Here is a 22,351-nt window from a genome sequence, read left to right on the forward strand (position 1 = left end):
GTAAACTAAAAAGAGCGGCCAAATAATTTATTGTCCCCGATCGCGTTCGTCATGGTTTTCGGGATACCGCTTGGCCAAAGAAAAGAGGACAGTGTGTTAATTCCGCCAGAATAGCGTTGGCGGAAAATATCGTTTTACGACCTTGTTATTGTTATGCCAATAATCATTATACCAGGCGACACGCATCCGCTTCCCAGCGATATCCCACCCCGTAGACCGCGCGTATAAATGACTGTTCGGCATCCAGCGATTCCAGTTTACGGCGCAGGTTTTTAATGTGGCTGTCGATAGTACGATCGGTCACCACACGGTAGTCGTCGTAGAGGTGGTTTAACAACTGCTCGCGGGAAAAAACTTTACCCGGTTCAAGCGATAAGGTTTTTAGCAGGCGGAATTCAGCGGGGGTTAAATCCAGCGCTTTACCACACCAGGAGGCCTGAAAGCGGCTTTCATCAATCATTAACGGGCTTTCGGCATCCTGCTGCTGGAGTTCGCGCTGCGGTTTACAGCGGCGCAAAATGGTTTTCACGCGGGCCACGACTTCGCGCGGGCTGTAAGGCTTACAGATATAATCATCGGCGCCGATTTCCAGCCCAAGCAGCCGGTCGATCTCTTCGATTTTGGCCGTGACCATCACAATGGGGATGTCGGAAAAACGGCGAATCTCCCGGCATAGCGTCAGACCATCGGTACCCGGCAGCATCAGATCCAGCAGAATCAGATCCGGCGGCGTTTGACGCACATACGGCAGTACCTTGTCGCCATGATTGATGAGCGTGGGGGCGTAACTCGCCGCGCGTAAGTAGTCAATAAGCAGCTGTCCCAGCTTGGGTTCATCTTCAACAATCAAAATGCGCGGCGTGTTTTCATCAATGGGTAATTCAGTCATACTTCTCTCTGTAAATCGCGATCCAGCGGTAACTCTACTGTAATGCTAACCCCGCCAAAAGGCGAATGAGCGGCGTGAAGATGACCGTTATGCGCGTGTACAATATTGACGCATATCGCCAGCCCCAGTCCAGAACCGCCGCTGGCGCGGTTACGGGACACTTCCGTGCGGTAAAAACGGTCAAAAAGTTTTTGTAACTGTTCATCGCTGACGCCCGGTGCAGAATCGGCAAAGGTCAGGAATAATGATTTGTCGCGTTGTTCGGCGGAAATATGCAGGCCACCGCCGCTGTCGGTGTAACGCAGACTGTTTTCCAGCAGATTATTAAACAGTTGCATCAGGCGATCCGGGTCGCCGAAGACGGTCATGCTATCCGGCAACGCGTAATGTAGCGTTAGCCCCCGGCTGGTAAAGCGTTCTCTGAACGCGCCGCCAGCGACTTCCAACAGGGGAACAAGATCGACGGTCGTTTTTTGGTAAGCCAGCGCGCCCTCGTCAGACAACGAAAGCTGATGCAGGTCGTCAACCAGTTTGGTAAGCGTACCGACTTCCGCCTGTAGGGAGGTAACCGATTCTGGCGTGAACTGGCGAACGCCATCCTGAATGGCTTCCAGTTCGCCGCGCAATACCGCCAGCGGCGTGCGCAGTTCGTGGGAAATATCCGCCATAAAGTCGCGGCGCATCTGCTGATTTTTTTCCAGCGTGCTGGCAAGCTGGTTAAAGTCCTGCGCCAGTTTTCCCAGCTCATCGGCGCTGGTTGGGGTCACGCGCGTGGTAAAATCCCCCGCCGCCAGTCTGTGCGTACCCTCGACCAACCGTTTGACCGGGGCGAGCAGGCCACGCGCCAGCAAAAATGTCGCCAGCGCGGCCAGCAACGTTGATAACGCCACGATCATCCAACTGGCGCGCCGCTGCTGCATATCAAAATTAATATCCGTATTGCGCGTCAGCCGCTCGACAGGAGAGGCGATAATCGCGCCGACTTCGACGTCATTGACCAGAATGGGGCGGCGAGTACCGTCATGCGGCACCGGACCGCGTGGGCCGACCAGCACCCGGCCATTTTGATCGACGACCCAGAACTGGGTGCGCCAACCGTGTGGCGGCATACCGGGGCCGGGTTTATCCCGGTCGTTGTCATGCTCAAATGAACGCAGAATCTGGAAAACGAAGCGATCGTTGTTGCGTAAAAAACGCCAGTTGCCGTGTTGCTGGTACTGGTCGCCCAGCGCATCGCCCAGCATTTGTAGCCGCTGCTCGTTGCCGTGTTTGATATAGTCAATAAATCCGCGTTCAAAACTGACGCGCACGGCCCAATGCATACTGATCAGCAGCACGATGCAGGTGGCGAAAATCGCCAGAAACAGCTTACCGGTGATTCCGGGCCGCCAGACTTTCATTACAGGCTCCTTTTACGCCGTGAAATGACCATGTTTTGCTGTGTATCGTTCGGCACGCGGGCAAAAATTATCGCCGGTAGCGCGATAATAACCGCCATACATAACCAGGTGTACATAAAGACGTGATGTGTGGCGCTACTGTCTATCCCGATATGCTGTTGGCCAAACATACCCAGCAGCATTCCGGCAATAGTGACGCCAATACTCATCGAGAGCTGCATAATCATCGATAATAAGCTATTGCCGCTGCTGGCCAGCGTATCGGGAAGGTCTTTTAGCGTTAAGGTGTTCATGGAAGAAAAGCGCGCCGAGTTCACCATTCCCTGCAAAAGCAGTACCAGCGGCAGGAGATAATACCAGCCGAGCAGCGCGACCGACATAAACAACAGGCTAACCAATGCCAGTCCGAGCGTGGTCGCTACCAGAACCCGACGATAGCCAAAACGGTTAACTATCTGCACCACAATCCGCTTCATTCCCATGCTGCCCAGCACCATGGGGATCATCATCAAACCGGCATGAAACGGTGAAAAACCAAGACCAATTTGCAAAAAGACCGGCGTCATAAACGGCAGCATACCGCTGCCGATACGCCCGGCAAAACTGCCCAGCAACCCCAGTGAAAACGTGGGCGTGCGGAACAATCGCAGGCTGAATAACGCGCCTGAGTTTTTTTTGGCATGGAGGAGATAGAGCAGAATGGCTGCCGCGCCGCCCGCAGCAAGTCCGGCTAATGTCCAGGGCGAAATCCCCATGCTTTTACTACCGTCCAGCGCCAGCGTGAGTACCGCCATGCCGATAGCTAACAGCAGGAACCCCGGCAGATCAAAGCGCCGGGTCTCTATGGTGTAGTTTGGCATCAGCATAAAGGTCGCCATAGCGCCGACAATTCCCACCGGGATATTGATCAGAAAGATCCAGTGCCATGAAGCATATTCCACCAGCACCCCGCCCAGCGCGGGGCCGAGTAACGGCCCGATCTGTCCCGGTAGGGTGACGAAGGTCATCGCCGCCATATATTGCGCGCGCGGCACGATTTTCATGACCGTCAGGCGTCCGACTGGCACCATCATCGCGCCGCCTACGCCTTGTAAAACCCGCGCTAATACCAGTTGATTAAGCGTGCCGGAGAGGGCGCAAAACAGCGAACCCAGCGTGAACAGCACAATGGCGGCAAAGAAAATATTACGCACGCCGATTTTATCTGCCAGCCAGCCGCTGGCGGGGAGCATCACGGCGACGGTAAGAACATATGACACCACTACCATGTGCATATGCAGCGGGCTTTCCCCCAGGCTTTTCGCCATGGAGGGCAGCGCAGTGTTGACGATGGTGGTATCCAGCGACTGCATAAAAAAGCCGAATGCCACAATCCAGAGTTGCCAGCGGGTGTTGTCAGGAAGTTCTGTCATATCTCTACTACCGGTTTGCTATTTTTACGCGAAAAACGCAGCCGCAGACGATCGAAAAAGAGGTACACCACCGGCGTGGTATAGAGCGTCAGGAGCTGGCTCATGACCAAACCGCCGACAATGGTTATCCCCAACGGCTGCCGTAATTCCGAACCGTCTCCGCCAGATAACACCAATGGCAGTGCGCCGAACAGCGCCGCCAGCGTGGTCATCATTATTGGACGGAAGCGTAACAAGCAGGCCTGGAAAATGGCTTGTTCCGGCGTCAGGCCGCCGCTTCGTTGCGCTTCAAGCGCAAAATCGACCATCATAATGGCGTTTTTCTTCACAATGCCAATTAATAGCATGATCCCTATCAGGGCGATTAGGCTGAAAGGGGCATTGAAGAGCTCCAGCGCCAGAAGCGCCCCAACGCCCGCCGATGGCAGAGTAGAGAGAATGGTCAGCGGATGGACGTAGCTTTCGTACAGTATCCCCAGCACAATGTAGACGGTAGCGATCGCCGCCACTATCAAAATAAGCTGCGAATTCATGGTCTGCTGGAAGACTTGCGCCGTTCCGGAAAAACTGCCGCGTACCGTCGGGGGGACGCCAAGCTGCGTCATTGTGCGATTAATGGCCTCCGTCGCCTGCGATAACGATGTGCCGGTCGGCAGGTTAAAGGCAATCGTGGACGCCGCGGACAATCCCTGATGGTTCACCGACAGCGGCGCATTGGCGGGCCGCCATTGGGCGAAATAAGAGAGGGGAATCGCTTTTCCGTCACGGTTGATAACGAACATTTTCTCCAGCGCGCTGATATCCTGGCTATAGCGCGGATCGACTTCCATCACCATTTTATACTGGTTCATCGGCTGATAAATGGTGGAAATTTGCCGCTGGCCGAAAGCATTATTTAACAGACTGTTTGCGGCCTGAACATCAATACCCAGCCGTGACATGGTGTCGCGGTCGTAGATAAGGTTCATCTCCGCGCCATTATCCTGCTGGTCGGAGTTTACGTCCGCCAGTTGCGGCAGGGCCGAGAGCGCTTTGCGTATTTTCGGCTCCCACTCGCGCAGCGCCGCCAGGGAGTCAGACAGCAACGTATATTGGTAACTGGCGTTAGCCTGCCGCCCGCCGACGCGAATATCCTGTACCGCCATCAGAAACAGCCTGGCGCCGGGTTCTTTTGCCAGTTTGACCCGCAGTCGATCAATGATTTGCTGCGCCGTCTCTTTGCGTTCGCCGCGCGGCTTCAGCGTAATAAACATCATGCCGCTATTCACCCGCGAGCCGCCGGTAAAACCAGTGACATTATTCACCGCCGGATCGTCGCGAATAATTTTCATAAAATCCTGCAGCTTGCCGCGCATGGCCTGGAAAGAGATGCTCTGGTCAGCCTGAATACCGCCCATCAACACGCCGGTGTCCTGCTCCGGAAAGAATGTTTTAGGGATGGCGATATAAAGCCAGATGTTCAGCGCAATGGTGCCAAGAAAAACCACACCGACAAGACGCGTATGGTTAAGCACCCATTTTAACGACGTGCCGTAACCCTGTTGCAAGGCGACCAGCAAACGGCCAACGCCCCGTTTACGCGGTTGGGTGCGCGGTTTGCTTGATTTAAGCATCCAGCCGCACATCATCGGCGTCAGCGTGAGCGAGACCACCAGCGAAATGCCAATCGCCACCGAGAGGGTAACGGCGAATTCCCGTAATAATCGCCCTGGCAGACCGCCCATTAACAGCAGCGGCAGAAATACCGCCACCAGCGACAGACTCATGGAGATGACCGTAAACCCGACTTCCCGCGTACCCTGTAATGCCGCCTGCAAAGGTTTCATTCCCGCCTCCAGATGGCGGGCGATATTTTCCAGCACCACAATGGCATCATCAACGACAAATCCGGTTGCGATAGTCAGCGCCATCAGCGACAGATTGTTGAGGCTGAAGCCGCACAGATACATGGCGGCGAAGGTGCCGATGAGCGAAACGGGAACGGCGACGGCGGGGATTAGCGTGGCGCGCCCGGAACGCAGGAATAAAAACACCACCAGGATCACCAGCGCGACAGAGATAACCAGCGTCTCTTCTACCTCTTGCAGCGATGCGCGAATCGTCGGCGAACGATCCTGGGCGATTTGTAAATCGATAGCGGCGGGGATCATTGCCCGCAGTTCCGGCAGTTTTGCCCGGATGCCGTCGACCGTCTGAATAATGTTGGCCTCCGGCAGCTTGCGGATCATCAACAAAATAGCGGGTTTAGCGTTCGTCATCCCGGCGTTACGGACATCCTGCACCGAGTCGGTGACGCTGGCGACGTCGCCCAGGCGTACCGCCGCGCCGTTGTTATAGTGAATAATCAGCGGCTGGTATTCGGCGGCGGTTTTCAGTTCGTCGTTGGTCTGGATTTGCCAGCGGTGGACGCTATCTTCAATTGCGCCTTGCGGTCGGCGTACGTTGGCGCTGTCGATCGCTTCGCGGACCTCATCCAGCGAGACGCCCTGGTTAAAGAGCGCCTGCGGGTTTAAGCCTACACGTACTGCGGGCAGGGAGCTGCCGCCGACGTCAACATCGCCGACGCCGTCAATTTGCGCGATGGTTTGCGCCAGTTGGGTAGAGGCGAAATCATACAGTTTGCCCTGTGACCAGCTCTCCGAGGTGAGCGTTAAAATCATAATCGGCGCGTCGGATGGGTTGGCCTTGCGATAAGTCGGGCGGCTGGGCATTCCGCCTGGCAACAAGCTTTGCGCGGCGTTAATGGCGGCCTGCACGTCGCGCGCCGCGCCGTTAATATCACGATCGAAATTAAATTCGAGAATAATGCGCGTACTGCCGAGCGAGCTGCTGGAAGTCATTTCATTGACGCCTGCAATGCGTCCCAAAGAGCGTTCCAACGGCGTCGCCACCGACGAAGCCATGGTTTCCGGCGAGGCGCCCGGCAGCGAGGCGCTAACCATAATCACCGGGAAATCGACCTGCGGCAGCGGGGCGACCGGCAGCAGACGGAAGCCCAGAATGCCGCACAGCGTAATGGCGGCGGCAATCAAAATGGTGGCGACCGGGCGGTAGATGAAAAGGGCGAAAAAGCGCATCTACGCCTCCTCTTTATGGCGCGGAAAGCGACTTTTCACGTACAGCGACAGGCGGTCAAACAGGAGATAAATCACCGGTGTGGTAAACAGAGTTAATACCTGGCTGACCAGTAGGCCGCCCACCATTGCGATCCCCAACGGGCGACGTAATTCCGCGCCAACGCCGGTACTCAACATTAATGGCAATGCCCCGAGCAACGCCGCCAGCGTGGTCATCAGAATCGGTCGAAAACGCAGCAGACAGGCCTGGAAGATAGCGTCGCGCGGACTCATCCCCTGTTCGCGTTCGGCGGCGAGGGCGAAGTCAATCATCATGATGGCGTTTTTCTTCACGATGCCGATCAGCAAAATAATGCCGATAATGGCGATAATATCGAGCTCGCTACCGGCGATGATCAGCGCCAGCAGCGCGCCGACGCCCGCCGTAGGCAGCGTTGAGAGAATCGTGATCGGATGGATAAAACTCTCATACAGCACGCCGAGCACGATATACATCGCCACCACGGCGGCGACAATAAGCCAGACGGTGCTGCCCAGCGCCGCCTGGAAGGCGAGCGTACTGCCCTGAAACTGCGTTGTAATATCCGCTGGCAGGGCGAGCGTTTTTTCCGTATCGAGAATTGCCTGCACCGCATCGCCGAGCGAATAGCCCTCCGGCACGTTAAACGAAAATGTCGTAACCGGGAACTGATCTAAATGATTGATAGAGAGCGGAGCGAAGCGCTGCTCAATGCGGGCAATCGCGCTGAGCGGTACGGTGCCGCCGTCGCGGCTCGTCAGGCGAATCGTCTCCAGCGCCGCCAGTCCCGGCGTGCTGGCGGTATTATGTTCCAGTACGACGCGGTACTGGTTCGCCTGGGTATAAATCGTTGAAATCAGGCGTTGCCCGAACGCGTTGTAGAGCGCGTTATCCACATCCGCCATGCTGATACCCAGACGGCTGGCGCTGTCGCGGTCGACATTCACCCAGGCCGCTAATCCCCGATCTTGCCAGTCGCTGCTTACCTCAGAGAGCTGTGGTAACGACTGTAGCGCGTTCTGCAGTTTTGGCACCCAGTGACTGAGCGCATCGAGCGTCGTGGCCTGCAGGGTAAACTGATACTGCGTGCGGCTGACCTGCGTGTCGATGGTTAAATCCTGCGTCGGCTGGAGATACAGCGCCACGCCGGGAATCGTCGCCACGGCGGTTTGCAGCCGGGAGATCACCTGCTGCACGCGGTCATCACGCGCATCCAGCGGCTTGAGGTTAATTTGCAGGCGCGCGCTATTCAGCGTGGGGTTAGCGCCGTCTACGCCAACAAAAGTCGTCAGACTTTGCACCGCCGGGTCCTGTAATATCCGCTCCGCCACCTGGCGCTGACGTTGCGCCATACTGGCATACGATGACGATTGCGGCGCCTGCAGCGCCCCCTGGATAATGCCGTTATCCTGTACCGGAAAGAACCCTTTCGGGATGACTATCCACAGCATAACGCTGAGCAGGAGCGTGGCGAATGCCACGCTCAATGTAAGCCACGGATGGTTGAGCACTTTCGCTAATCCGCGTCCGTAGCTGGCGATCACGCGGTCAAACATCCGCTCGCAGGCGCGGGAAAAGCGGTTTTGTTTACGCAGAGATTGCTGGCTGAGCATACGCGCGCACATCATGGGCGTGAGCGTCAAAGAGACGACGGCGGAGATTAAAATCGCTACCGCCAACGTCACCGCAAATTCGCGGAACAGTCGACCAACAATATCGCCCATAAAGAGCAACGGGATCAGCACCGCAATCAGTGAAAAGGTGAGGGAAATAATGGTAAAGCCGATTTCGCCCGCGCCTTTGAGCGCCGCCGCCAGCGGTTTTTCTCCTTTTTCGATGTAGCGCGAGATGTTCTCGATCACCACAATCGCATCGTCCACCACGAAACCCGTGGCGATAGTGAGCGCCATCAGCGTCAGGTTATTAATGGAAAAATCCAAAAATACCATCACCGCAAAGGTGCCGATAAGCGACAGCGGTACGGCGATGCCGGGAATAATTGTGGCGGGAATATTGCGTAAAAACAGATAGATAATCATGACGACCAGCGCGATCGCCAGCATCAGTTCAAACTGGGTATCGCGCACGGAAGCACGAATATTGGTGGTGCGATCGGACAGGACCGTGACCTTCACCGATTTCGGCAGGCTTTCGGTAAGCTGGGGCAGCATCTGGCGAATGCTGTCCGCTGTCGCAATGATATTGGCGCCAGGCTGGCGTTGAACGTTCATCACGATAGCCGGCGCTTGATTCGCCCATGCGCCGAGCCAGCTATTTTCCGCCCCCTGTTCGACGGTGGCGACATCGCCCAGCCGTACCGGCGCGCCGTTTTGATACGCGATGATAAGCCTGCGGTATTCGTCGGCAGACTGCATCTGATCGTTAGCAGAAAGCGTCACCGCCCGTTCGGGGCCATCCAGACTGCCTTTCGCCGAGTTGACGTTGGCGCCGGTAATTGCGGTACGGACCGTTTCGCTGGTCAGACCGAGCGCGGCGACAGCCTGAGCATTCAGTTTTACGCGTACCGCAGGGCGCTGCCCGCCGGCAAGCGTCACCAGCCCGACGCCGGAGACCTGCGAGATCTTCTGCGCCACGCGGGTTTCTACCATGTCCTCTACCTGGGTCATCGGCATCGCGTTTGAGGTGACGGCAAGCGTCATAATCGGCGGGTCCGCCGGGTTGACTTTGCTATAAATCGGCGGATTCGGCAGGTCGGAAGGCAATAAATTGGTGGCTGCGTTAATCGCCGCCTGTACTTCCTGCTCGGCAACGTCCAGCGGCAGCGTCAACTGAAACTGTAGCGTTACCACCGATGCGCCGCCGGAGCTTTGCGACGACATCTGCTTAAGTCCCGACATCTGGCCGAACTGGCGCTCAAGCGGCGCGGTGACGGCGGAGGTCATGACATCCGGGCTGGCGCCAGGGTAGAGCGTAACAACCTGAATAGTGGGGTAGTCGACCTCCGGCAAAGCGGCGACGGGCAGGAAGCGATAGCCGATAATCCCGGCGAGTAAAATCGCCGCCATCAGCAGAGTGGTGGCCACGGGGCGCAGAATAAACAGACGCGAAGGGCCGCCCGTGCTGCCCGGAGGTAATACCTGCATCAGGCGCGCGCTCCTTTTTGACCTTCATGGCGGGAAGGGGATTTTTCATCCGCCACGGTGGTCTGCGGCTCAACGACCTCGACTTTTGCGCCTTCCGTCAGCCGATCAATACCATCGGTAACGACGCGATCGCCTGCCGACAAGCCAGCGCTGATCACCACGTTTCGGTTATCCTGAATACCGATTTTTACCCGCTTCTTGCTGACGTTATTTTCGTCGTTCAGCACCCACACAAAGTGGCCCTCATTGCCCATTTGCACCGCCGCGGCAGGCACCACAACGGCATTTTGTTCGGTATCGACCAGCATCCGGGCGTTCACAAATTGATTGGGGAACAGCGTATCGTCCTGATTGGTAAAGCGCGCTTTAATTTTGATCGTTCCCGTCGTGGGATCAATCTGGTTGTCCAGACTGAGCAACACACCTTCGCTCAATTTGTGCGAGTTAGTCCGATCCCAGGCTTCTACGACCAGCGCTTTCCCCGCTTTCTGTGCCTGAACCACGGTCGCGATATCGCTTTCCGGCAGAGTAAAAATGAGATCAATCGGGTGCGTTTGCGTAATGACGACAATACCGGCGGTATCGCTGCTGGAAATCTGGTTGCCGACATCCACCTGTTTCAGACCCACGCGTCCCGAGACCGGGGCTGTGATACGACTCCAGTCGAGCTGTAACTGCGCGCTGGCGACATTGGCTTCATCCGCTTTAATGGTTCCCTGGGTTTCGTTGACCAGCGCCTGTTGCGCATCCAGTTCCTGACGGGAAACCAGATTGGTTTTTGCCAGTTGCTGATAGCGCGCCAGATCACGACGCGCATTCGCCAGCGTAGCGTTATCTTTCGCCAACTGTCCCTGAGCCTGCGCCAGGGCGACCTTAAACTGGCTGGGATCGATTTGCGCCAGCAGATCGCCTGCGTTGACCTGCTGACCTTCCTGAAAGTGCAGGGCGATGAGTTGACCATCCACGCGGCTACGCACCGTAACGGTATTCGCTGCGGTCACGGTACCCAGCCCGCTCAGATAGCGCGGTACGGCTTGCGTGGTCGCGGTCGCGGCCTGTACCGGCGCCAGAGGGCCGTCGCGCATACCGCGGCGACCTGCGGCGGCGGTATGCGGCGCTTGCGCGGCGACGCCCGGCGCGGCGGTCGGGCTTTCGCTACGGCTATGCCAGAACCAGAATGCGGCGGCGGCTACTACAACCCCAATCGCTATTGCCCAGCGGAAAGTATTACTGCCTTTCATCGGTATAAGTTTCTCATCCTGAAACGTTTTGCGGAATGTTGCTCCCTCTATTGTAGTCAGCAGGGAAGGGAGAAAAATGGAGGAATTATGGAACACGGTCGGGATTATTCTGAATGGCGGCCCGCTTTGCGAGGCGCTACGCAACTCTCATCGGTGAAAATCGTTAACGCGCCGGAGTGCGGTAAAGTGGCGGCACGGCAATGAAGGTAAGCCACCGATTTCAGCAGGACGCTGAAACGGGAAAGCCCCTCCCGAGGAAGGGGCCAAAATAAGGAAAGGGTTATGATGAAGGTAGTCATCATACTGGTGATACTCTTAGTGATTAGCCTACCAGCTTACTAAGACACCAGGGGGAGGAGGAATCCTCCCTTACCCTCACTCCTGACGTTAAGCCACATCAAGAATAATGTCAATCCATCAGCTCTGGGCTTGCGAGGCGCTTAGCGGAAAACGACCTCCGCCCAGCGCGCCAGTCCTGCGGTGACGGAGCCGAAATCATCGCCGCCAGCGACGGGTATGCCCGGTAGCTGTTCGGAAAGCGCTTTTTTAATCAATGGCGAACGGGCGCTGCCGCCGGTCAGATAGATGACATCCGGTTTTTCCTGCGCGCTGTCCAGCGCCAGTTGCACCTGTTCCAGAATACGCGCCAGCGGTTGATCCAGCGCCGCTTCCAGTCCTTGCTGGCTGATAGCGACCGCCAGGTCGTCGCTGATAAATGGCAGCCTCGCCGTAACATCCGCCTGGCCGGAAAGGGCGATTTTGCTCTCTTCCGCGCAACGTACCAGGCGGTAACTAAGCCGCTGGCGCCAGACCTTGAGCAGCAACGCGACCTTGTCTGCTTCACGCGCGTTGCGAACCAAATCATTCAACAGACGACCATTCGCGCTACTGTAAAAATCGCTTTGCGCCGGGACGTCGTTAATCGCCACGGCATTCCACCACGGCAGCACCGGCAGGGCGATGCCTTTTTCGGTTTCGCCGCCCATGCCCAGCAAAGGCATCAGATTTTTAAAGGCCAGCGCGATATCCAGATCGTTTCCGCCCACGCGGCAACCGCTGTGCCCCAACAGGCTGTTTTCACGATCGGCGCGCTGACGCCACTGTGGCCCCATTAGTAGCATGGAGCAGTCGGTGGTGCCGCCGCCAATATCCACGACCAGCACACGCTTCTCTTCCCGCAGCGTAGCCTCGTAGTCCAGGCCCGCCGCGACCGGTTCGTACTGGAATACCACCTCCTGAAAACCGGCGCGTTTTGCCGCCCGCTCCAGAATACCCTGCGCCTGGCGGTTCGCGTCATCGCCGCCGAGTCCCTGAAAGTTGATCGGGCGACCGATCACCGCCTGGGTAATGGCCTCCGGCAATTGGCTGTGCGCCGTATGACGAATATGTACCATCATGGCGCAGACCAAATCTTCAAACAGCGCGACCTGCTGCGGTTTCAGGCCGCTGGCGCCTAAAAAGGATTTTGGCGATTTGACAAACCAGACCTCCTGGGGATCGTCAATATAGTGCGCCAGCGACGCCAGACCAAACTGTACGCTTTGCGCGCCAACCTCAATATCTTCCTCGCGGTTGTAGCGTATCGCGCGGCGCAGCAGCGCCTGGGTTTCTTCGTCCGTTGCCGGCACATCATGATGGCGATACAGCCACTCGCTCACCGCCTCGCGCGTCGGCGCGCACAGCATAGACGGCAGTAATGCGCTGTTATTCTCCATTGTCAGCAACTGTGGATGCCCGTCGCGCATAATGGCGACCGAGCAGTTTGCCGTACCGTAATCAAATCCTATAAACACCTTAAAATCCCCATGCCAGTGAAGAAGGGGCGTGACTTTAGCGAAATGTCGTCGCGGCGACAACTGGAATATGAAAGCAAGGCGTTACGTGCGATTAGCGTTTATGCTGAAAGGTCAAATAAAGGAGAAAAGTATGTTTACCCTGAGCTGGCAGCCGCCTTACGACTGGTCGTGGATGTTGGGCTTTCTTGCCGCGCGTGCGGTGGATGGCGTGGAAACGGTAGGCGAGGGCTTTTATGCGCGCAGCCTGGTGGTGGGCGAGCATCGCGGACTGGTCAGCGTGAGGCCCCATCTGCCCACCCACACTGTGCAGGTTAGCGTAAGCGCCGGATTACTTCCCGTCGCGCCGGCGTGTCTGGCGAAGGTTTCGCGTCTGTTTGATCTTGACTGCCAGCCCGCGCAGGTTGCCGCCGTGCTGGGGCCACTGGGCGAGGACAGACCGGGGCTGCGTTTACCGGGATCGGTTGATACGTTTGAACAAGGCGTGCGGGCGATACTGGGGCAACTGGTGAGTGTCGCGATGGCGGCAAGGTTGACGGCGAAAGTGGCGCGCCGCTATGGCGAGGCGTTGCCGGATGCGCCCGATTATGTCTGTTTTCCCGGTCCGGAAACGCTGGCGTTGGCCGATCCGCTGGCGCTTAAAGCTCTGGGGATGCCGCTGCGGCGCGCCGAAGCGCTGATTCATCTGGCGCAGGCGACGCTGGCGGGAAAACTGGCGCTCGCCGCGCCGCCGGATATTGAGCAGAGCGTTAAAAATTTACAAACGTTTCCGGGAATTGGCCGCTGGACGGCGAACTATTTCGCCCTGCGCGGTTGGCAGGCAAAAGATATCTTTTTACCCGATGATTACTTAATTAAGCAGCGCTTCGCCGGGATGACGCCCGCGCAGATCCGTCGCTACGCGGAGCGCTGGAAACCGTGGCGTTCCTACGCGCTACTGCATATCTGGTATACCCACGGCTGGCAACCGTCAATGGATAGCGAAATAGCTGGTATTCAGTAACAAATCCAGTGGTTGCGCTTCGGCGATAGTGTCGCCATAAATTAGATCCACGCCAATACGGGAGAGCGTATCCAGCACCTGTGGGTTTTGTACCGGCCCGGCGAGCGTTTTGATGTCCAGATGCTGGGCGTGTCCCTGGATGATCGAGGTCAGCATTTCATCCATTAAACTCTCATGAACGTTGGCGATAAGGTCGCTATCCAGCAGTAAATAATCAGCGATATGCGGGGTCAGTAAATTAAACAGCTGTAAATCGCGCCCGACATGGCTGAGAATCACCTGGCAGCCGCGTTGCCGCAGTTTTCGCAGAGTCGCAGCGGCGGTCTGCGCCTGCTTAACGATAACGTCAGCCGGGATAATCAGGTGTAATAACCGTGGCGGCAGTGGGCTATGCTCCAGTTGTTCCAGCAGCTCATCAATGAGGGTCGCGCTGTATAATCCTGCGGCGGACAGCGGCAGCGCAACGCTTAATCCCTTGCTGGCGACGGCGGTCGCCGCATGGTGGAAAAACTCATGGAATACCCGTCGGTCAAGCGCGTGATGCAGCGCGGAGTCGGCTAATCCTGCCCGGAACGCGCGCTCTTCCATCACTTCCCCTTCGCTGGTCCACAGCCTGAGTGAGACCAGCCAAAAGCTGGTGGCCTCCGGCGTACGCGGCGGCGCGACGTTTCTGGCAAGCATTAGCAGGTGGTTATTTTTAATCATATGCCACTGTTCTTCCAGCGGCATCATTCCCTTTGAGGAGGTTAATGCGTGCTGCGGTTCGTACACGGTCAGACGGCCGCGACCGCTATTTTTCGCGGCGTAGCAGGCTATATCGGCCTGAGACACGACCTCTGTGAGCTGGCAGTTATGTTCATTTATCATTGTGATCCCGGCGCTGGCGCCGATCCGATGCAGGCGTCCTTCCCACATAAAGTGATATTCATTAACGGCGTTGATAAGCCGCGTCACGATAAAGCGCGCGCTGTCACTATTACAATCCGGCAGCAACAGGCCAAACTCATCGCCACCCAGACGGGCCAGGAGATCGCCGGAGCGAAGCATACTGAGCATCAGTGACGCGAGTTCGCGCAATAAGGCATCGCCGGCGGCATGTCCCGCGCTGTCGTTAACCGCTTTAAAACGGTCCAGATCGATAAACACCAGCGCATGATGTTGAGGCGATTCCTGTATTGTTTGCAGGCGCTGTTGAAGCTGCTTTTCAAAACTGGCGCGGTTGGCAAGATGGGTGAGGGCGTCATGCGTTGCGCTGTAGCTGAGCTGGCGTAACATTTTTCGTGATTCGGTAACGTCCTGGATAACCAGAACCGAACCAATCTTATCGCCGTCAAGCGTACTGAGCGGCGTGATACTGTAATGAATATCGTAGCTACCGCCGTTATGACAATGGAGCACTATCTCCTGTTCCATGTCCGATCGCGACCTGTCGGCGCGATAAATATCCTCCAGCAGCGGCCCCTTATCACCTGACGTAATGCGCAGAACCGTTAATAATGGCGCGCCTAAAGCATCCTCTTGCCGCCAGCCGCTCATCTTCTCGGCGATCGGGTTCATAAAGGTGATATTCATCGCGACATCAATACACACCACCGCTTCTCCGATAGAGTCAAGCGTGATGTGCAACCGTTCTTTTTCCTGAAACAGCGCGTCGTTCGCCTGTGTAATACGCTCCATCAACCGCTGGTTTTCCTGCTCGCTTTGCTTGAGATCGTTAATATCTTCAATCTGAGCAATAAAATAGAGAGGTTTATTGTCTTTATGCCGAACCAGCGAGACGGCCAGCAGCGCCCAGACGACATCGCCGTTGCGGGTGTAGTAGCGTTTTTCCATGGAATAGCTATTGATGTCGCCGCGCACCAGCATGTTTAGCTGTTCAAGGTCGTTATTCAGGTCTTCCGGCCAGGTCAATTGCTGAAATGTCATCGTGCGTAATTCATCCTGGCTATAGCCAAGAAAATGGCTCAGAGATTTATTGACCTGTAGCCACTGACCCTCCGTACCGACCAGCGCCATACCAATGGCGGAATACTCCATCGCGTTGCGAAAGCGGGATTCGCTCTCGGTGATATGTTTGCGTTCCGTGCGAAACGCGTACATCACCATCGTCATCATATTGGCAGGCAGCAGGATCATTAAAAAAGGCAGCCACGGCATATTGACCATCACGTCGGTTTTCGGCGTGGCGAGCAGCGTGGGGTCATTGGCCAGCATGAGCGAGACCACGATAACGGTAGCTAAAAAAATTAAAAACGCCTCCATTCGCGGCAGGCGCACCGCACTCCACATCAACAGGACGATAACGCACGTAAACGGCCACGGAATATAGCGCATAGCGAGCCAGCTTAGCGCCAGCGTAATGACCAGCGTCAATAGCGTTTCCAGCAACAGATGCGGGTCGCGATGACGCAACAGATAGTGTGGTTTAAACAGTAAACCTAACGGCACCAGCGTCAGCGCGCCGATGGCTTCCGATAATACCCAAATCAGAAACGCTTTCGAGGCGACCGCTTCCGGCGCTATTAGCCAAAATAACAGGCCGCCGAGTAGCGGCGGAATCACGGCGCTGCCGATAGCCAGACGAAACCAGTCATTCAAATTTTGTAAGGGGTTGTAGCTGGGGAGCAGTTTTCGCAGCAGTATCGCGCCAGTGGCCGCCTCGATAATATTTATTGCCGTCCAGCTAAAGTTAAGCGAGGCGGCAGGAAATAAAGTCAGTGAGGCGCCGATGCTGCCGAGCGAGCAGGCGACCGCGATCCCAGGCCACAGACGGCCCGCATGGCGGTAAAACGCGACCATCATAATGGAGGTGGGGAACCACAGCGGCGCGAGTTGGGTGCCGACACGCGATAATACGAGCGAAAAGAGCGTAAAGACAAACGCGACCAGGCCTAAACTGACCAGACGCAATAGCGGGTGGGGGACGGTAACGAAAACATGTTGGGATGGTTTACTCATTACCACTCTATCCGAATCGCCGGTAACGTCGCGGAATACCGGACGCGTCAGTTTACTCTGTGATTATGCTAGTATAAACGCGTAATGATTTATACGCTGGCTGAATATAAATTGTGGCTCCCGGCGTATTCCTCCTCCAGACGGGTCGATAAATCCGCTGTCCGCATTAAAACTGAACGCTTTTACGTCGCGACGTCGAATGCGCCGCCAACAAATTCACCGTGGCATAGCGCCGGACTGGTATCGCGCTGCTGAAATCCCTATAATTGCCGCGTTTGGCGTTTCGGCGCCCCCCTTCCTTACATCCAGGTTAATCAGGTCGCTAAATTTATGACTGATCAGTCTCATCAGTGCGTCATTATCGGTATCGCTGGCGCATCGGCTTCCGGCAAGAGTCTTATTGCCAGTACCCTTTACCGCGAATTGCGTGAACAAGTGGGTGACGAACATATTGGCGTTATTCCCGAAGACAGTTATTACAAAGATCAAAGCCATCTGTCGATGGAAGAACGCGTAAAAACCAACTATGACCATCCGAATGCGATGGATCACAGCCTGCTATTTCAGCATCTTCAGGCGCTCAAGCGCGGTTCGGCGATTGAATTACCGGTATACAGTTATGTTGAGCATACCCGTATGCAGGAAACGGTTCGCGTAGAACCGAAGAAAGTGATTATTCTTGAAGGTATTCTGTTACTGACCGACGCGCGTTTGCGTGAAGAGATGAACTTCTCTATTTTTGTCGATACGCCGCTGGATATCTGTTTGATGCGCCGTATCAAACGCGATGTGAACGAGCGTGGTCGCTCAATGGATTCGGTGATGGCGCAATATCAGAAAACGGTGCGTCCGATGTTCCTGCAATTTATTGAGCCTTCCAAACAATATGCGGATATTATCGTGCCGCGCGGCGGTAAAAACCGCATCGCTATTGATATTCTGAAAGCGAAAATCAGCCAGTTCTTTGAATAAATCTGGCGAATTGTGTACCGTTCAGTGATAACCTGGTTAGCCCTTGATGTGCTTGATTTAAGGGCTTGATGCGCGAAAGGAGAAAGTGCCATGCGTTTATGCGACCGAGATATTGAAGCCTGGCTGGATGAAGGCCGTTTGTCTATCACCCCGCGACCTCCCGTAGAGCGCATTAACGGCGCGACGGTCGATGTACGTCTTGGCAATAAATTTCGAACCTTCCGTGGCCATACGGCGGCGTTTATCGACCTGAGCGGGCCGAAAGATGAGGTCAGCGCGGCGCTGGATCGCGTGATGAGCGATGAAATCGTTTTGCCGGACGGCGAGGCATTTTATCTGCATCCGGGCGAGTTGGCGCTGGCCGTCACCTTTGAATCCGTTACCCTGCCGCCGGATTTAGTGGGCTGGCTGGATGGCCGTTCCTCGCTGGCGCGTCTGGGACTGATGGTGCATGTGACGGCGCACCGTATCGATCCCGGCTGGTCGGGCTGCATTGTGCTTGAGTTTTACAACTCCGGGAAGCTGCCGCTGGCGTTGCGTCCGGGTATGCTCATCGGCGCGCTGAGCTTTGAGCCGCTGTCAGGCCCGGCGGCGCGGCCTTATAACCGCCGTCAGGATGCCAAATATCGCGATCAGCAGGGCGCTGTCGCCAGCCGGATTGATAAAGACTGAGCCATTCGGCGCAATACTGCCGGTCCATTGAGGGTAGCATGAGACGATTTCTGACGACGCTGATGATTCTCCTGGTCGTGCTGGTGGCCGGATTCTCTGCGTTGGTATTGTTGGTCAATCCGAATGATTTCCGCGCCTATATGGTGCAGCAGGTTGCCGCGCGTAGTGAATATCAGTTGCAACTGGACGGGCCGCTGCGCTGGCACGTATGGCCGCAACTCAGCATCCTTTCCGGGCGAATGACGCTAACGGCGCGAGGCGCCAGCGAACCGCTGGTGCGGGCTGACAATATGCGCCTGGATGTCGCTTTATGGCCGCTGTTGAGTCATCAGCTTCATGTTAAGCAGGTGATGCTGAAAGGCGGGGTGATTCAACTGACGCCGCAAACGGAAGCGGTACGCAGTGATGATGCGCCGGTCGCGCCGAAAGATAATACCTTGCCGGACGTAGCGGAAGATCGCGGCTGGTCGTTTGATATTCGTAGCCTGCGCGTTGCCGACAGCGTGCTGGTTTTCCAGCATGAAAATAATGATCAGGTCACGGTGCGCGATATTCGTCTGAATATGGAACAAGATGCCGAGCATCGCGGCACGTTTGATTTTTCGGGACGCGTGAACCGCGATCAGCGGGATCTTGCTTTATCGTTCAGCGGAACGGTGGATGCTTCCGATTATCCGCATAATTTAACCGCGGGTATTGAGCAACTGCGCTGGCTATTGCAGGGCGCGGATCTACCGGCGCAGGGGATTGAGGGGCAGGGACAACTGCAGGCGCAGTGGCAGGAGGCGCAAAAACGTCTTTCATTTAACCACTTAAATTTAACGGCGAATGACAGTTCTCTGACCGGGCATGTTCAGGTAACGCTGGCGGAGCAGCCGGAATGGCAAATTGACCTCCAGTCCAGCAAGCTTAATCTGGACAACCTGTTGCCGCATCATAGCACCGTGGCACAGACGGGCGGCGCGGTGTCGCAGGGGCAAAATACGCTCCCCCTGACCAGGCCAGTTATCGCGTCGCGTGTTGGTGCGCCGCCTTATCAGGGGCTGCAAAGCTTTACGGCGGAGATTGCTTTACAGGCGGATTCAGTTCGCTGGCGGGGAATGGACTTTACCCAGGTTTCGACGAAGATGTCTAATCAGGCCGGATTGCTGGATATCACCGAGTTGCAGGGGAAACTGGCCGACGGAGAGATGTCGCTGCCCGGCACGCTTGACGCCCGCACCGCCAGTCCGCGCATCGAATTCCACCCTCGCCTCAACCATGTTGAGATTGGGACTATCCTGAAAGCCTTCAATTATCCGATTAGCCTGACCGGTAAGATGTCGCTGGTTGGCGATTTCTCCGGGGCGGATATTGACGCGGAGGCGTTTCGCCATAGCTGGAAAGGAAAAGCGCATGTTGACATGAGCAATACGCGCCTCGAAGGAATGAATTTCCAACAACTGGTGCAGCAGGCCGTAGAGCGAAGCGGCGGCGACGCGCAGCAGTCGCAGGAAAATATGGACAACGCGACCCGACTGGATCGCTTCACGACCGATCTGACGCTAAATAAGGGCACGCTGACGCTCGACGACATGGTCGGGCAATCTTCTATGCTGGCGTTAACCGGCAGCGGAACGCTGGATCTGGTTAAGCAGAGCTGTGATACGCAATTTAATCTGCGTGTGCTGGGCGGATGGAACGGCAATAGCAACCTGATCACCTTCCTGAAAGAGACGCCGGTGCCGCTGCGCGTCTATGGCAAGTGGCAGGAGCTGAACTATACCCTGCAAGTGGATCAGTTATTGCGCAAGCATTTACAGGATGAGGCGAAGCGTCGGCTCAACGACTGGGCGGATCGCAATAAAGATACCCGTAACGGTAAAGATGTGAAGAAACTGCTGGATAAGCTGTAGTTTTTGGCCAAAGAGGAGTGCCGGATGGCGAGGCTAACGCGCCTCCGGCCTGCCTGGTAAGCAGGCCGGGGCAGGCGAACAGACGTTACATCTCCGGGTCTGGCTCGCCGTTATGGAGCGGAATTAACTGCACTTTCTGCACTCGATGGCTTTCTACCTGCAATGTTTTCAGCAAATAATCACCCACCTGAACCTCTTCACCGGTTTGCGGTATGCGCTGCAAATATTCCATCAATAATCCGGCAATCGTATGGTATTCCCGTTTTTCATCCAGCGGCAGCGGCACGTACTGCACCAAATCCTCCAGCGGCATATGGCCGTTTGCTGTCCAGGAACCGTCCGGGTTCTTCTGAATATCGTGGCGGGCGTCAATTTCCTCGACTTCATTCGGCAGATTACCGGCGATAGTCTCCATGACATCGCTTAATGTCACAATGCCTTCAACCGAGCCAAACTCATCTACGACAAAGGCAAAATGGGTTCTGGCGTTACGGAACTGCTCCAGCGCAGGCAGCAGCGGCAATGTTTCCGGGAAAACCAGCGGTTGGCGAATCAGCGCCCGCAGGTTGAGCGGTTCGCCGCGCAGCGATTGTTGCAACAGATCGATGACGTGGACGACGCCGAGTAAATCTTCCTGTTCATTTTCACCCGTCACGACCAGACGCGTATGCTGGTTCTTTTCCAGCAGAGCGCGGATTTCCGCTTCCGGCGCGTTGAGATCGATATGCTCGATATCATGACGCGACGTCATGATGCTACTTACGGTGCGCTGGTTGAGATTCAGCACCCGCTCAATCATCCTGCGCTCCTGCGGATTAAAAATCTGGCTGTCGTCATGGTCTGCCAGCATCGCGGCGGTTTCCGCATCCAGTTCGGCATCCTCTTTTTTACCGCTAATCAGCCGCATCACGGCCTCCGTTGTGCGCTGGCGCAGCGTATGGTTAGCGGAAAGAAAACGGCGGCGGTTAAAAATAGCCAGTTGGTTGAGCGCCTCGATCATCACCGAGAAGCCGATAGCCGCGTACAGATACCCTTTCGGAATGTGGAAACCAAACCCTTCCGCCACCAGGCTAAAGCCGATCATTAGCAGGAAGCTAAGACACAAAATGACAATGGTGGGATGGTTGTTCACAAATCGGGTCAGTGACTTGCTGGCGAGCAGCATCAGGCTAATGGCGATTATCACTGCCGCCATCATGACCGCCAGGTGATCGACCATCCCCACGGCGGTAATCACGGAGTCGAGAGAAAAGATAGCGTCCAGCACCACGATTTGCGCGACCACCGCCCAGAATTTCGCCCCCTTACGCTGGGTAGGGTTGGCGCTATCTTTCCCTTCCAGCCGTTCATTGAGCTCCATGGTGGCTTTAAAGAGCAGGAAGAAGCCGCCGAACAGCATAATCAGATCGCGGGCGCTGAAGCTTAACGCCTGTACGCTAAAAAGCGGCTTAGTCAAGGTGACCAGCCACGAGATTGACGCCAGCAGCAGCAGGCGCATGATCATCGCCAGTATCAGGCCGGTAATGCGCGCGCGGTCGCGCTGCCCCGGCGGTAGTTTTTCAGCGAGGATGGCAATAAAGACCAGGTTATCAATGCCGAGAACAAGTTCGATAACGATTAACGTTACCAGTCCGGCCCAGATTGACGGATCGGCAATCCATTCCATAGTAAGAGCAATACCTTCTGTAATATGACAATTGTCACAATTCGATCATGGATAATACGGCGGAAAAATGCAATGCCGCAGAGCAATTTATCTTTGTTACGCGGCTATAAAATAACTTTAAAATAGCCGTAATGTTTCTGTCGGAAACTAAATAATGTCAAGAATATATTTAGGAAATATCGCAGGTGGAGTGGAGTAAATAAATATTGTCAACATCAATAAAATCCTAAAATCATCTGTTAATTCATTT

14 protein-coding genes are annotated in these 22,351 nt (G+C 55.8%); 5 read left to right on the plus strand and 9 right to left on the minus strand.

The genetic code is table 11. The annotated features are described in order from the left end of the window. Positions 1-166 precede the first annotated feature (166 nt). The 6 genes from baeR to mdtA are packed head-to-tail and all read right to left on the minus strand — an operon-like array spanning position 167 to position 11,142. Positions 167-889, minus strand: a complete 723-nt coding sequence (gene baeR / locus ACLJPE_RS00515) for a two-component system response regulator BaeR (RefSeq protein ID WP_000137854.1) — start codon at positions 887-889, stop codon at positions 167-169. Continuing rightward, positions 886-2,289, minus strand: a complete 1,404-nt coding sequence (baeS, locus tag ACLJPE_RS00520; RefSeq protein WP_000870070.1) for a two-component system sensor histidine kinase BaeS — start codon at positions 2,287-2,289, stop codon at positions 886-888. The genes baeR and baeS overlap by 4 nt, the downstream gene beginning before the upstream one ends. Then, a complete protein-coding gene (locus tag ACLJPE_RS00525) occupies positions 2,289-3,701 on the minus strand; it encodes an MFS transporter (RefSeq protein ID WP_000137821.1) in 1,413 nt (470 codons plus the stop codon). The genes baeS and ACLJPE_RS00525 overlap by 1 nt, the downstream gene beginning before the upstream one ends. Beyond that, entirely contained in the window at positions 3,698-6,778 is a 3,081-nt protein-coding gene (gene mdtC / locus ACLJPE_RS00530) for a multidrug efflux RND transporter permease subunit MdtC (RefSeq protein WP_039513978.1), read from the minus strand. The genes ACLJPE_RS00525 and mdtC overlap by 4 nt, the downstream gene beginning before the upstream one ends. Further along, the gene (mdtB, locus tag ACLJPE_RS00535) at positions 6,779-9,901 is read right to left on the minus strand and encodes a multidrug efflux RND transporter permease subunit MdtB (protein WP_001197795.1); all 3,123 of its coding nucleotides are present in this window, start codon (positions 9,899-9,901) and stop codon (positions 6,779-6,781) included. Then, entirely contained in the window at positions 9,901-11,142 is a 1,242-nt protein-coding gene (gene mdtA / locus ACLJPE_RS00540; RefSeq protein WP_000678813.1) for a multidrug efflux RND transporter subunit MdtA, read from the minus strand. Before mdtA ends, mdtB begins: the two co-directional genes overlap by 1 nt. A gap of 282 nt (positions 11,143-11,424) precedes the next feature. Here mdtA and ACLJPE_RS00545 point away from each other — a divergent pair, with 282 nt between their 5' ends. Then, on the plus strand, positions 11,425-11,484 hold the full coding sequence (locus ACLJPE_RS00545; protein ID WP_105887528.1) for a type I toxin-antitoxin system Ibs family toxin: 60 nt from the start codon (positions 11,425-11,427) through the stop codon (positions 11,482-11,484). 98 nt (positions 11,485-11,582) lie between these two features. Here the strand turns inward: ACLJPE_RS00545 and yegD are convergent, their stop codons facing one another. Next, entirely contained in the window at positions 11,583-12,935 is a 1,353-nt protein-coding gene (gene yegD / locus ACLJPE_RS00550; RefSeq protein ID WP_000469628.1) for a molecular chaperone, read from the minus strand. 133 nt (positions 12,936-13,068) lie between these two features. Here yegD and alkA point away from each other — a divergent pair, with 133 nt between their 5' ends. Next, the gene (gene alkA, locus ACLJPE_RS00555) at positions 13,069-13,938 is read left to right on the plus strand and encodes a DNA-3-methyladenine glycosylase 2 (RefSeq protein ID WP_000494714.1); all 870 of its coding nucleotides are present in this window, start codon (positions 13,069-13,071) and stop codon (positions 13,936-13,938) included. Here alkA and ACLJPE_RS00560 read toward each other — a convergent pair. After that, positions 13,906-16,896, minus strand: a complete 2,991-nt coding sequence (locus ACLJPE_RS00560) for an MASE1 domain-containing protein (RefSeq protein ID WP_023223158.1) — start codon at positions 16,894-16,896, stop codon at positions 13,906-13,908. The two genes, alkA and ACLJPE_RS00560, sit on opposite strands and share 33 nt — an antisense overlap. Before the next feature lie 330 nt (positions 16,897-17,226). Here ACLJPE_RS00560 and udk point away from each other — a divergent pair, with 330 nt between their 5' ends. The 3 genes from udk to asmA all read left to right on the plus strand — a co-directional run bounded on the left by udk (position 17,227) and on the right by asmA (position 20,435). Beyond that, positions 17,227-17,868, plus strand: coding sequence for a uridine kinase (udk, locus tag ACLJPE_RS00565; protein WP_000132082.1), 642 nt, complete (start codon positions 17,227-17,229; stop codon positions 17,866-17,868). A 90-nt stretch (positions 17,869-17,958) separates the two neighbouring features. Further along, a complete protein-coding gene (dcd, locus tag ACLJPE_RS00570; RefSeq protein WP_001234783.1) occupies positions 17,959-18,540 on the plus strand; it encodes a dCTP deaminase in 582 nt (193 codons plus the stop codon). Positions 18,541-18,578: 38 nt separating this feature from the next. Continuing rightward, complete coding sequence (gene asmA / locus ACLJPE_RS00575) at positions 18,579-20,435, plus strand: outer membrane assembly protein AsmA (protein WP_039513982.1); 1,857 nt, start codon at positions 18,579-18,581, stop codon at positions 20,433-20,435. Positions 20,436-20,520: 85 nt separating this feature from the next. Here the strand turns inward: asmA and ACLJPE_RS00580 are convergent, their stop codons facing one another. Further along, positions 20,521-22,101, minus strand: coding sequence for a TerC family protein (locus ACLJPE_RS00580; RefSeq protein WP_000454712.1), 1,581 nt, complete (start codon positions 22,099-22,101; stop codon positions 20,521-20,523). Positions 22,102-22,351 lie beyond the last annotated feature (250 nt).

Source organism: Salmonella sp. SAL04196, assembly GCF_046550835.1.
Lineage (GTDB): Bacteria > Pseudomonadota > Gammaproteobacteria > Enterobacterales > Enterobacteriaceae > Salmonella > Salmonella enterica.